This is a genomic window from Actinophytocola sp., assembly GCF_009379765.1.
In the GTDB taxonomy this organism is placed as follows: Bacteria; Actinomycetota; Actinomycetes; order Mycobacteriales; family Pseudonocardiaceae; genus Actinophytocola.
Genome location: NZ_WHTD01000212.1, coordinates 1 through 13,448, shown reverse-complemented (window position 1 = coordinate 13,448; position 13,448 = coordinate 1). Strand labels below are relative to the sequence as shown.

At 71.7% G+C, this 13,448-nt stretch carries 6 protein-coding genes and 1 pseudogene; 4 read left to right on the top strand and 3 right to left on the bottom strand.

Annotated elements, in window-relative coordinates:
* A partial coding sequence (locus tag GEV28_RS38770) for a dihydroxyacetone kinase (protein WP_291418766.1) occupies positions 1-1,186 on the top strand: 1,186 nt, incomplete at its 5' end.
* Between the two features lie 61 nt (positions 1,187-1,247).
* Here the strand turns inward: GEV28_RS38770 and GEV28_RS38765 are convergent.
* A pseudogene (locus GEV28_RS38765) lies at positions 1,248-1,762 on the bottom strand (DinB family protein).
* 127 nt (positions 1,763-1,889) lie between these two features.
* On the opposite strand from GEV28_RS38765, the gene recG reads away from it, so the two are divergent.
* Positions 1,890-4,070 (top strand): ATP-dependent DNA helicase RecG, encoded by a 2,181-nt coding sequence (gene recG / locus GEV28_RS38760; RefSeq protein ID WP_291418764.1) that lies wholly within the window; start codon positions 1,890-1,892, stop codon positions 4,068-4,070.
* Positions 4,071-4,168: 98 nt separating this feature from the next.
* Here recG and GEV28_RS38755 read toward each other — a convergent pair whose 3' ends face one another.
* Positions 4,169-5,824, bottom strand: a complete 1,656-nt coding sequence (locus GEV28_RS38755; RefSeq protein ID WP_291418762.1) for a hypothetical protein — start codon at positions 5,822-5,824, stop codon at positions 4,169-4,171.
* A 23-nt stretch (positions 5,825-5,847) separates the two neighbouring features.
* A complete protein-coding gene (locus tag GEV28_RS38750) occupies positions 5,848-8,121 on the bottom strand; it encodes an MMPL family transporter (RefSeq protein WP_291418760.1) in 2,274 nt (757 codons plus the stop codon).
* Between the two features lie 184 nt (positions 8,122-8,305).
* Here GEV28_RS38750 and GEV28_RS38745 point away from each other — a divergent pair, with 184 nt between their 5' ends.
* Positions 8,306-9,463 carry a S8 family peptidase gene (locus GEV28_RS38745; RefSeq protein ID WP_291418759.1) on the top strand — a complete coding sequence of 386 codons (1,158 nt, stop codon included), beginning with the start codon at positions 8,306-8,308 and terminating at the stop codon, positions 9,461-9,463.
* Between the two features lie 170 nt (positions 9,464-9,633).
* Entirely contained in the window at positions 9,634-13,008 is a 3,375-nt protein-coding gene (locus GEV28_RS38740; RefSeq protein ID WP_291418757.1) for a pyruvate carboxylase, read from the top strand.
* Positions 13,009-13,448: the final 440 nt, after the last annotated feature.

The window sequence follows — 13,448 nt, the reverse complement described above, 5'->3', positions numbered from 1 at the left end:
GGCCGCGGCCGCGGCGGCGCTCGACGAGACGCCACGCCAGCTCCCGGTGCTCGCCAAGGCGGGGGTCGTCGACGCCGGTGGTCGTGGGGTGGTCGTGCTGCTGGACGCGCTCGTGGCCGTGGTCACCGAGCGGCCCGCGGCGCTCGCCGCCGCCCAGCGGGCCAGCCGGGAGCGGGTCGTCGCCGCGCACTCCATGTACACCGCGCGCGAGTCGGGGTCGGACGAGTTCGCCTACGAGGTCATGTACCTCCTCGAGAGTGTCGCCTCGACGGGCGCCGGGACGGGCGATCCCATCGGGCGGCTCCGGGACACGCTGGTGGGGCTGGGGGACTGCGTGTCGGTGGTGGGCGACGGCGCGGGCTTGTGGACCGTGCACGTGCACTGCAACGACGTGGGCGCGGCCGTCGAGGTGGGGGTCGAGACCGGGCGGCCCCGGCAGATCCGGGTGGCCCGGTTCGCCGACGCGCCCTCCGCCGAGGCCTCCCGGTTCGTGAAGGACCGGGCCGTGGTGGTGCCCGCGCGCAGCACCGAGCTCGCCGACCTCCTGATCAGCGAGGGCGTCACGGTTCTGTTCGTGGACGGGAACGACGGCGGTACCGACGACGAGACCGCCTACCGCCTCCTCGAGGCCATCACCGGCACCGGCGCGTCGCACGTGAGTGTGCTGCCCGCCGACGCCGGCCTGATCGAGGTGGCCGACGAGGCGTCGATCCGCGCGGTGGCCGCCGGGCAGGACGTGGTGGTGGTGCCGTGCGTGTCACCGGTGCAGGTGCTGGCCGCCGTCGCCGTGCACGACCCGCGCCGTCGCGCCGCCGACGACGTGGTGACGATGGCCGAGGCCGCCGCGGCCACTCGCCGGGGTGAGGTGGTGGTCGCGAAGGAGGCCGCGATCACCTGGATCGGCGCGTGCGAGGCCGGCGACGTGATCGGCCTCGCCGACGGCGAGGTGGTGCTGATCGAGCCCGGCCCACCTGCCGTGGACGTGCTCGACCGCGCCGCGTGCGGCGTGGCCGAGCGCATGCTCGGGATGGGCGGCGAGCTGGTGACCGCACTGCTCGGCGCCGACGCGCCCGACGAGCTCGCCGGCGAGCTCACCGACTACCTGCGCCGCGAGCACCCGGAGGCGGAGCTGGTGATCTACCACGGCGGCCAGCCCGACGCGGTGCTGATCCTCGGCGTGGAGTGAGCAGCGCAGGAGGGAAGACGGCGAGTAGTGGAGGAGCGGCGCGAACCATCGCACAGCACCGCTACCAGCCGGTGGCGCCGTCGATCCGTTCGCGTAACAGGTCGGCGTGGCCGAGGTGGCGGGCGTACTCGGCGATCAGCCGCAGCAGCACCCAGCGCAGGGAGAACGACTCGCCGGTCTGCCGGCGGGTGCCCGTGGCGTCGAGGGACGGGGCGGCGGCCACGATCTCCCGGGACCGGTCGCACTCGCGCCGCCACACCTCCAAGGCCTCCTCGAACGAGCCGTCAGGGAGTCGAAGTCCTGGTTGGGGTCGTCGTCGGAGTAGTACAGCAGCTCGACGTCGTCGCCGGCGAACTGCATGTGCAGCCACCACCGCTCGACGCCGGCCAGGTGCCGGACCAGGCCGTGCAGGGACAGCCCGGACGGCGGAACGAGGCGGGTGGAGTGCTCGCGGTCGGGGATGTCCGCGCATTTCAGCGCCAGTGTCACGCGCTGGAAGTCGAGGTACGCGGCGAGCATCGTGCGCTCGTCGCCGAGCAGGGGCGGGTCGGGGCGTTGCGGGCTCTCGATCTTCATCGAGAAGCTGGTCTCGGGCAGGGGCTGGCTCATGGCTCGGAGTCTGCCACCGGGCACCGACGGTTTCTGCCGCCTCACCGGGGCGGCGGAAACCGATTGTCGGGGGCACGCGACATAATCGCGGGCGATGGTCTCCATGAATGACAGGCTCGAGCTGGCGGTGGGTGCCAAGACGGCCAAGGCGCTGTCCGGTGCCCTGGAGCTGCACACGGTCGGCGACCTCGTGCACTACTACCCCCGCCGCTACGCCGAACGCGGCCAGCTCACCGACATCGCCGGGCTCGAGCTCGGCGAGCACGCCACCGTGATGGCGCGGGTGAAGTCGGTCAACGAGCGCCGGATGCGGGAGAAGCGGGGCTGGATACTCGAGGTCGTCCTCACCGACGGCATGCGCACGCTGGAGTGCAAGTTCTTCAACCAGCGCCACCACGCGGCCAAGCTGAAACCGGGCGTCAGCGCGCTGTTCGCGGGCAAGGTCTCGATCTACCACAACAAGCTGCAGCTCACCAACCCCGACTACCACCCGCTCGACGAGGACACCGACGTCGACGCGATCGGCGAGTTCATCGGCCTCATCCCGGTCTACCCGGCCACCGCCAAGGTGCAGTCCTGGCAGCTCGCCAGGTGCGTGCGGCAGACGCTGGGCATGCTCGACCCGATGGAGGACCCGCTGCCCGACAAGCTGCGCACGCGGCACGGCTACATCAGCTACGACGAGGCCGTCCGGGCCATCCACCAGGCCAAGGACTGGGCGGGCGTGAACGTGGCGAAGGAGCGGCTCAAGTGGGGCGAGGCGCTCGCGGTGCAGCTCGCGCTGGCCCAGCGGCGGCACGCGGCGCTCGCCCGGCCGGCGCCGGTCTGCGCGCGCAAGCCCGCGGGCCTCGGCGCCGGCTTCGACCAGCGGCTGCCGTTCACGCTCACCGCGGGCCAGCGGGAGGTCGGCGAGGCGATCGCGGTCGACCTCGCCAAGGAGCACCCGATGAACCGGCTGCTGCAGGGCGAGGTCGGCAGCGGCAAGACCGTCGTGGCGCTGCGCGCGATGCTGCAGGTCGTCGACGCGGGCCGGCAGGCCGCGCTGCTCGCGCCCACCGAGGTGCTCGCCGCGCAGCACGCCCGCACGCTCGCCGCCATGCTCGGCGACCTCGCGCAGGCGGGGGAGCTGGGCGGGGCCGAGCACGCCACGCGGATCGCGCTGCTCACCGGGTCGCTGCCGGCCGCACAGCGCAAGCAGGCGTTGCTGGACGTCGTGAGTGGCGCGGCGGGGATCGTGATCGGCACCCACGCGCTCATCCAAGACAAGGTGGAGTTCGCCGACCTCGGGCTCGTGGTGGTCGACGAGCAGCACCGGTTCGGCGTCGAGCAGCGGGACGCGCTGCGCACCAGGGCGGGGGAGAACAAGAGCCCGCACGTGCTGGTGATGACCGCGACGCCGATCCCGCGCACGGTGGCGATGACCGTGTACGGCGACCTGGAGACGTCGTCGCTGCGGGAGCTGCCGGCGGGGCGGTCGCCGATCAGCACCGCGGTGGTGCCGGTGGCCGAGAAGCCGGCGTGGCTGGACCGGGCGTGGCAGCGGGTGCGCGAGGAGGTCGCGGCGGGGCACCAGGCCTACGTGGTGTGCCCGCGGATCGGCGAGCAGCAGTCTGCCGACGAGGACGTGAACGAGGCGCTGGAGTCCGATTCGGACGGTCGAAGGCCACCGCTCGCGGTGCTGGACGTGGCCGAGGAGCTCGCCGCCGGGCAGCTGTCGGGGCTGCGGTTGGCGGTGCTGCACGGGCGGCTGCCCACGGACGAGAAGGACGCGGTGATGCGCTCCTTCGCCGCGGGCGACCTGGACGTGGTGGTCGCGACGACCGTCGTCGAGGTCGGGGTGGACGTTCCGAACGCGACGGCCATGGTCATCATGGACGCCGACCGGTTCGGGGTCAGCCAGCTGCACCAGCTGCGCGGCCGGGTCGGCCGGGGCAAGGCCGCCGGGGTGTGCCTGCTCGTCACCGAGAGTCCGGCGGGGACGGCCACCCGGGACCGGCTGGACGCCGTGGCGTCCACTTTGGACGGATTCGAGCTGGCGCGGGTCGACCTCGAGATGCGGCGCGAGGGCGACATCCTCGGGGCCACGCAGTCGGGGAAGCAGTCGGCGCTGAAGCTGCTGTCGCTGCTGCGCGACGAGGACCTGATCGCCGAGGCCCGGGCCGAGGCGCAGGCGCTCGTCGCCCATGCGCCGGATCTGGCCGATTTCCCGGGACTGGCCCAGATGGTGGCCAACTTGGTCAATGACACGCGGGCCGAGTATCTCGAAAAGGTCTGAAATCGGCTGCGACATATCGTCGGGACCTGTCGCAGGTCGGAAATAGCGAACGGCGCCCTCGCCACCGGGACGAAGGCGCCGTTCGGACGGTGTAGTGGTTACTTGTTGCCGTTGACGGGCGTCTTGATCGGGTTGCCCTGCGGCTTCGGCTGGGCCTGCGACTGCTGGGAGTGGGGCTGCTGGGAGCGGGGCTGGGACTGCGCGGCGGGCGCGGTGACCGGTGGGTGGTTCGCCACCGTCTTGTCCGCCGGCTTGTCCGGTGCCTCGCCGCCCATGGCCTTCGAGAAGTGGCGCCGGGCCTCGCCGAGGATGGCGTAGGTGGCGCTCACCTGCTCGGACACCCGGCGCTCGAACTCGTCGGCGCGACGGGTCCGGTCCTGGGCCTCGGCCAGGCGCTGCTCCGCGTCCTCGATGATCTTCGCGGCGCGGATCTTGGCGTTGGCCTGCTGCTCGGTCAGGTCCTTCTCGATGCGACCCCGGCGCTCGGCGATCTCCTTGTCGCTCGCCTGGCTGCGGGCCTCGGCATCGGCCACCGCCTTCTCGGCCTGCTGCTGGGCGATCTGCTCCAGCTCGGCCAGGTGCTTCTCGGTCGCCGTGCGCTTCTCGGTGAGGGACTTGTCCGACTCGTCGGCCCGCCGCTTGGCGTCGTCGACGATCTTTGCGGCCTGCCGCTGCGCCGCGGTCTCCCGCCGGCCCAGGATCTGCTCGGCCTCGTTCCGCTCGGCGGCGACCACCTCGCGGATCTTGGCGGCCTCGCGCTCGGCGTCGCCGACGATCTTGCCGGCCCGGTCCTTCGCGACGGTGGCCCGCTCGGCCAACTCCCGCTCCAGCTCCGTGCGCTGCGCCTGCAACGCGACCTCGGCCTCGTCGGCGAGCGAGGCCCGCTTGTCGGCGGCCTTCGCGTCGAGCACCTCGCGCTGCTTGGCGGCCTCGGCGTCCCGCTGCTCCCGACGCTGCCGGGCGGCGGCGTCGAGCTGGCCGATCCGCTCCTCGTTGGCCTTGGCCGCCCGCTCGACCTCGTTGCGGGCCTCGGCCATCAGCTGGTCGTGCTCGGCGACCTGACGCGCCTTCAGGCCTTCGTACTCGGTCTCGAGCGCGGAGTGGTTCTTCGCGTACTCGGCCTCGAGGGCCTTGCGGCGCTGGGCCAGCTCGGCGGTGGTCGCCTCGTGCTTGGCCTTCTGCTCCTTGGAGTAGTGCTGCACCTCGGCCCGCACGCCGGCGGCGTACTCGTCGGCCGCGGTCTTGGTGGAGGCGACATAGTTGTCCGCGTTGGACCGGATCTCCGCCGCGTGCTCGTCCGCCTCGCCGCGCGTGGCGGCGGCGTACTTGTCGGCGTTCTCTCTGGTCTTGGACGCGTGAGCGTCGGCCTTCGCGCGCATCGAGTGGCTGTACTCGTCGGCGTCGGCCCGGGTGGTGCGGTCGTAGGTCTCCGCGTCCTTCTTGAACTCCGCGATCTCCTCTTCGGCCAGCTGCCACATCAGCCGCTGACGCTCGGACATCGCCTCGTTGCTGGTGGGGTTCGAGGTGATGCGGTTGAGCTGGGCTTTCGCGTCGATCAGCTGCTGTTGGGCACTGCCCAACGCCTTGGTCAGCTCGGCGACCTTCGCGACGGCCTCGTCGCGAGACTTCTGGACGTGCCCGAGATCGAACGTGAGTCTGGTGACGCGTTCGTTGACCTGGCGCTGGTTGTAGCCCCGGAGAACGGTGTCGAAACGGGGGACTCGGCTGTTTGCGTCGGAATCACCAGCAGGCATTGCCACACTTTAGATGGTCCCCCCTAGGGGTGACTCAGGCAGGAGGGTGATAAGAGCGGTGAAGGCCACCTCACCGTCGATGAACGGTGAGATGGCCTTCGGTCGGACTGGTCACCGCACCGGCTGCGGGATCCTCTCGGTCGGGTGATCATCAATTCGGGTTTCGTCCTGACGGCGAATTCGACCGGCCACCAGTTGGCCCGTCCGAGGAGCGCCATCAGCGAGGGAAGCACGAGCACCCGGACGACCATCGCGTCGAGGAAGACCGCCACCGCGAGCCCGACGCCCAGCTGCTTCATCTCGTTCATGGAGAGCGTCGCGAAGATCGCGAACACCGACGCCATCACGATCGCGGCACTCGTGACCACTCCGGCCGACCGGCTGATGCCCTCCCCCACCGCCTGCTTCGTCGGCATGCCACGGCGTGCGGCCTCCCGGATGCGGCTCACGACGAACACGTGATAGTCCATGGACAGTCCGAACAGGACCGCGAAAAGGAACAGCGGGATCCACGCAACGATCGCGCCGTTGGAGTGGAAGTCGAGGATCCCCTCGGCCCAGGTGTGCTGGAACACGAGCACGAGCGTGCCGAACGCGGCCGCCGCGGAGAGCATGTTCAGCAGCAACGCGGTGAGCGCGATCGCGAGCGACCGGAACGTCACCAGCATGATGACGAACGTCAGCAGCAGGACGAACCCGATGACGAGCGGCATCCGGTCGGACAGGTTGTGCGTGTAGTCCTCGTCCCACGCGATGGAGCCGCCCACCGCGCTCTCCGCGCCGGACACCGTGCCGACCGTCGCGGGCACGAGCACGTCGCGCAGCTTCGCCACCGACTCGGCCGCGCCGTCGGTGCCGGGCGCCTGCCGGGTCGGCACGTCGAGCAGGGCGACCCGGCCGTCGTCGGACACCTGGATCTGCGGGTCGGCGACGCTGGCATAGAGCGGGTCGTCGCGGGTCCTGTCGTACAGCGCGGCCAGCTGGGTGCGGACCTGCTCGGCCTGCCCCGGCTCGGCGCGGACCGCCACCAGGTGCTTCACGCCCTCGCCCGGGAACGCCCCGGTCAGCCGGTCGTAGGACCGCATCACCGGGATCGTGCGCGGCAGGTCGTCCTCGCCGGTCGACTTCAGCTTGAGGTCGAGTGCGGGCAAGGCCAGCGCGCCGAGCGCGACCATCGTGACGAGCAGCGTCGCCAGCGGGTAGCGCAGTGCCGGCCGCAGCAGTGCCGGCCACACCCGCGGCGGCCCGGTCCGGTTGGTGAGCCGCCACAGCAGCGGGACCCGCGGCCGGTCCACCCGCCGGCCCAGCGTCGCCAGCAGCGCGGGCAGCACGGTCACCGAGCCGAGCACGGCCACCGCCACCACGATGATGGAACCGGTTGCGAGCGAGGAGAACACCGCGTCGTTCGCCAGGTACAGCCCGGCCATCGAGACGATCACCGCGAAGCCCGACACCACCACGGCGTGCCCCGACGTGGCCGCGGCGATCTCCACCGCCCGCACGTGCGGGTTGCCGTTCGCGCGTTCCTCCCGTTCGCGCTTGAGGTAGAAGAGCGAGTAGTCGACGCCGACGGCCATGCCCATCAGCAGGATGACGCTCGAGATCGTGTCCACCGACGGCACGAGGTGCGAGGCGAGGGCGGAGAGCCCGAACGCCGCACCGACCGCGGACAGCGCGAGCAGCACCGGCACCCCGGCGGCGATGATCGCGCCGAACGCCACCAGCATGATCAGCAGCGTCATCGGCAGGCTGATGAACTCCGCCTTCGACAGGTCGTTGGCGACCTGGTCGGTGATGCCCTTGTCGATCGACGCGCCGCCGACCTCCGCCACCCGCACGTCCGGGTGGTCCCCCTGCAGCTTCGCGGTCGCGTCGAGCAGCGTCCCCACGCGCTCGTCGGCCGAGTCCGGGTCGCCGGCCATCGTCACCGGCACGAGCAGCGCCTGCTTGTCGTGCGACTCCACCGGGTCGCCGACCCCGGCGACCTCCTCCAGTGCCCCCAGCCGCGTCGCGGCGTCGGCCGCCGCGGCGTCGGCCGCGGCCCGGTCCAGCTGTCCCGACCGCGCCGTGATCAGGACGTTCTCCTCGGCGGGGTCGTCGAAGTTCCCCGAGTCGACGATCTCGGTCGCGCGGGCCGACTCGCCCTGGGCCATGTCCTCGTCGGAGGCCGTGTTGGTCCCGGCCCACGAGCCCGCCGCGAAGCACACGGCGACGAACACGACCCACAGGCCGATCGCCCGCCACGGGTGGGTCGCGCTCCACCGAGCAACGCGCACCGTTCCTGGTTGCCTGCTCACCTGTCGTTCCTTTCCTTGTGTGTCAACGGATAAATGGTCTCGGCGGCAGGCGCCGGGCACACGGGTGCGCGCCCCCGAACGGGGGGTAGGGGTAGCCCCAGGGCGAAATGGCAAAGGCAAACGAAATGCAGGTGGCAATTGGTGAACCTTGCTCATGTCCGGTTCGTCGACTACCGACAGAGGTATGACTCTGCGCAGTGGAAAGCTGATGGCGAAGGTCGGGGTCGCGTGTCTGCTCGGCACCGTTGCCGCCGCGATGGCGGCGGCCCCCACGAGCGCGCAACCGGCGGCGCCGACCGCCGGCTACATCGTCGTCCTGAAGGACGCGGGCGGCGTGCAAGCACGGGCGGCCTCGGTCGCCGAACGGTTCGGCAGCGCGGTAGAGCACACCTACACCGCCGCGCTGTCCGGCTTCTCCTTACGCCTCACCGAGGACCAGGCCGCCGCGCTGGCCAAGGACGGCGCGGTCGCCCACGTCGTGCCGGACACGCCGGTGCACACGTTCGGCACGCAGGTGGACCCGCCATCGTGGGGCCTGGACCGGATCGACGAACGCAAGCAGCCGTTGGACGGCCTCTACACCTATCCGAACCGGGCCGAGAACGTCACCGCCTACGTCATCGACACCGGGGTCAGCCCGACGCACCAGGACTTCGGCGGGCGCGTCGCACCGGGCTACGACTTCATCGACGACGACACCGACGCGGACGACGGCAACGGTCACGGCACGTTCATGGCCGGCATCATCGCCGGCGAGCTGTTCGGCGTGGCCAAGGACGCCACGATCGTGCCGGTGAAGGTGCTCGACGACAACGGCTCCGGCTCGATCTCCGACGTGATCGCGGGCATCGACTGGGTGACCGCGAACGCGGTCCACCCCGCGGTGGCCAACATGAGCCTCGGCGGCGGCGCGAACGTCGCGCTCGACAACGCGGTCCGCGCGTCGATCGCGTCCGGGGTGACCTACTCGGTGGTGGCCGGCGGCTCGAACGCCGACGCGAGCAACTTCTCCCCCGCACGGGTGGCCGAGGCGATCACGGTGGGTGGCAGCGACCGCGACGACTGCGTGGCCTCGTTCTCCAACTACGGCCCGGCGCTCGACATCTACGCGCCCGGCGTGCAGATCACCGGCCCGTGGATCGGCTCGGACACCGCGACCATGACGCTGTCCGGCTCGGCGTCCGCCCCGCACGTGGCCGGCGGCGCCGCGCTGTACCTGCACGACCACCCGACCGCGACACCCGCGGAGGTGGCGGCCCACCTCACGTCGACCGCGACCCGGTGCCTGCTGTGCAACGTGCCGCCGAACACGGTGAACGCGTTGCTCTACGTCGGCCCCTGACCGATCAGGCCCAGCCACGCCGATCCGGCGCCCGCACTGCTCACGCGGTGCGGGCGCCTTCTTCGCGGGGCCGGCTGAGGTGCCCGTCACGTGGGACGGTCCTCCCGACAAGCGGGACGCAGCGGGTAACGTCGGCGGGACTCGTTACCGCCGACCAGGAGGTGTCCGGCATGTTCCGCAAGGTGCTCGTCGCGAACCGCGGGGAGATCGCCATCCGCGCGTTCCGCGCCGCATACGAGCTCGGCGCCGGCACGGTCGCGGTGTTCCCGCACGAGGATCGCAACTCGCTGCACCGGATGAAGGCGGACGAGGCCTACGAGATCGGCGAGCCGGGTCATCCGGTCCGGGCGTACCTGTCCGTCGAGGAGATCATCAAGGCGGCGCGGCGGGCCGAGGCGGACGCGGTGTACCCCGGCTACGGCTTCCTGTCGGAGAACCCGGAGCTGGCCCGCGCGTGCGCGGCCGCCGGCATCACCTTCGTCGGGCCGCCGACGGAGATCCTCGAGCTGACCGGCAACAAGGCCCGCGCGGTGGCCGCGGCCGGGGAGGCCGGCCTCCCCGTGCTGCGCTCGTCGGCACCCTCGGCCGACCTCGACGAGCTGCTCACGGCCGGCGGGGAGCTGGGCTTCCCGCTGTTCGTCAAGGCGGTCGCCGGTGGTGGCGGGCGCGGCATGCGCCGGGTGCTCGAGGCGGGCGCGCTGCGCGAGTCGGTCGAGGCGGCGATGCGCGAGGCCGAGTCCGCGTTCGGCGACCCGACCGTGTTCCTCGAGCAGGCGGTCATCTCGCCGCGGCACATCGAGGTGCAGATCCTCGCCGATGCGGCCGGCGGTGTGATCCACCTGTTCGAGCGCGACTGCTCGGTGCAGCGCCGGCACCAGAAGGTCATCGAGATCGCGCCGGCGCCCAACCTCGACCCGGAGATCCGCGAGCGCATCTGCGCGGACGCGGTGCGGTTCGCCCGGCACATCGGCTACCGCAACGCCGGCACCGTCGAGTTCCTGCTCGACCGGAGCGGCACGCACGTCTTCATCGAGATGAACCCGCGCATCCAGGTCGAGCACACGGTCACCGAGGAGGTCACCGACGTCGACCTGGTGCATTCCCAGCTGCGGATCGCGGCCGGCGAGACGCTCGCCGACCTCGGCCTGGTGCAGGAGGAGATCCGCACCCGCGGCGCCGCGCTGCAGTGCCGCATCACCACCGAGGACCCGGCCAACGGCTTCCGGCCGGACACGGGGATCATCAGCGCCTACCGCTCGCCGGGCGGCGCGGGCATCCGGCTCGACGGCGGCACCGCGTTCTCCGGCACGGAGATCAGCGCGCACTTCGACTCGATGCTCGTCAAGCTGTCCTGCCGCGCGCACGACTTCCAGGCCGCGGTGGCCAGGGCGCGGCGCGCGGTGGCCGAGTTCCGGATCCGCGGCGTGGCCACGAACATCCCGTTCCTGCAGGCGGTCCTCGACGACCCGGACTTCCTCGCCGGCAACGTCACCACGTCGTTCATCGAGGAGCGGCCGCACCTGCTGACCGCGCGCCACTCGGCCGACCGCGGCACCCGGCTGCTCACCTACCTCGTCGACGTCACGGTCAACAAGCCGCACGGCGAGCGGCCGAAGGTCATCGACCCGGCCGAGAAGCTGCCGGCGATCGAGCTCGGCCCGCCGCCCGCGGGGTCCAAGCAGAAGCTCGACGAGCTGGGTCCCGACGGCTTCGCGCGCTGGCTGCGGGAGGCCAAGGCCGTCGGCGTCACCGACACGACCTTCCGGGACGCGCACCAGTCGCTGCTCGCCACCCGGGTGCGCACCAAGGACCTGCTGACCGTCGCGCCGTACGTGGCGCAGACGATGCCCGAGCTGCTGTCGGTGGAGTGCTGGGGCGGCGCGACCTACGACGTGGCGCTGCGGTTCCTCGCCGAGGACCCGTGGGAGCGGCTGGCCTCGCTGCGGACCGCGCTGCCGAACATCTGCCTGCAGATGCTGCTGCGCGGGCGCAACACCGTCGGGTACACGCCGTACCCGACCGAGGTGACGACCGCGTTCGTGCACGAGGCGGCGGCCGCGGGGGTGGACATCTTCCGGATCTTCGACGCGCTCAACGACGTCGAGCAGATGCGGCCGGCCATCGACGCCGTGCTCGAGACCGGCACGGCGGTCGCCGAGGTCGCGCTGTGCTACACCGCCGACCTGTCCGACCCGGCCGAGCGGCTGTACACAGTGGACTACTACCTGAAGCTGGCCGAGCAGATCGTCGGCGCGGGCGCGCAGGTGCTGTGCGTCAAGGACATGGCGGGGCTGCTGCGCCCGCCGGCCGCGCACCGGCTGGTGACCGCGCTGCGCAAGGAGTTCGAGCTGCCGGTCCACCTGCACACCCACGACACCGCGGGTGGCCAGCTCGCCACCTACCTCGCCGCGACCCAGGCCGGCGTGGACGCGGTCGACGGGGCCAGCGCGTCGATGGCGGGGACCACCTCGCAGCCGTCGCTGTCGGCGATCGTCGCGTCGACCGACCACGGCGAGCGCGAGACCGGGCTCTCGCTGAAGGCCGTCTGCGACCTCGAACCGTACTGGGAGATCGTGCGGAAGGTGTACTCGCCGTTCGAGGCGGGGCTGCCGGGGCCGAGCGGGCGGGTGTACACGCACGAGATCCCGGGCGGGCAGCTGTCGAACCTGCGCACCCAGGCGGCCGCGCTGGGGCTGGCCGACCGGTTCGAGCAGATCGAGGCGACCTACGCGGCGGCCGACCGCATGCTGGGCAGGCTGATCAAGGTGACCCCGTCGTCCAAAGTGGTCGGTGACCTCGCGCTGCACCTCGTCGGCGCCGGGGTGGACCCGAAGGAGTTCGAGGCCGACCCGGGCAAGTTCGACGTGCCGGGCTCGGTGATCGGCTTCCTGCGCGGCGACCTCGGCGACCCGGCGGGCGGGTGGCCGGAGCCGTTCCGCACCAAGGCGCTTTCCGGCCGGGCCGCGGCGAAGCCGCCCGTCACGCTGTCCGAAGAGGACCTGACCGGGCTCGCCGAGGACCGCCGGGCGACCCTGAACCGGCTGCTGTTCCCCGAGCCGTCCCGGGAGTTCCTCGCGCACCGCGAGCAGTTCGGCGACACGAGCGTGCTGGAGAGCAAGGACTTCTTCTACGGGTTGAAGCCGCGGATCGAGTACCCGGTGGACCTGGAGAAGGGCGTGCGGCTGCTCATCGAGCTCTCCGCGATCGGTGAGGCCGACGAGCGTGGCATGCGCAACGTGATGGCCACGCTCAACGGCCAGCTGCGCACGATCCAGGTGCGGGACCGTTCGGTGGCCTCGGACCTGCCGGCGGCCGAGCGGGCGGACCGCGCGAACCCGGGCCACGTGGCGGCGCCGTTCGCCGGGGTCGTGACGTTGCAGGTCGGCGAGGGCGACGCGGTCGAGGTCGGCGACACGGTGGCGACGATCGAGGCCATGAAGATGGAGGCGTCGATCACCGCGCCGAAGGCCGGCACCGTGGAGCGCCTGGCGATCAGCTCGGTGGCACAGGTCGAGGGCGGCGACCTGCTGGTCGTGCTGAGCTGACCGCGCGCGGGTGCCAGCCGTGCGCGCGGTCAGGCTCTCGGCGGTGTCCACGAGCGACTCACGGACGGGCGCATCCGCCGGCCCAGCTCGCGGGTCGCCTTCGCCGTGCTGACCGGCTCGGGGCGTTCGCGAAGTCGAGGCCGACGCGCGGTGACCGGCCGAAGTGCGCGAGCGTCCACATGAGCCAGTACGGCAGCCGGCCGGTCGGCACCTTGTGGCCGCGGGGTGAACTCCTCGGCGAGCATCGCGGCCAGCTCCCGGGTCGAGCACCACAAGTTCCAGCGCCGGGTGCTCCGCCGCTAAGGGCTCGTAGTAAAATAACTTGGGTTTTGGTCTCGGGGTGTTTATGGTCTGTGCTATGAGCCTGGTCATGGATTCTCTCGAACGCCGCTATGACGCGGTCAAGCCGCATCTGACTGAGCGGCAACGTCGGGTCTGGC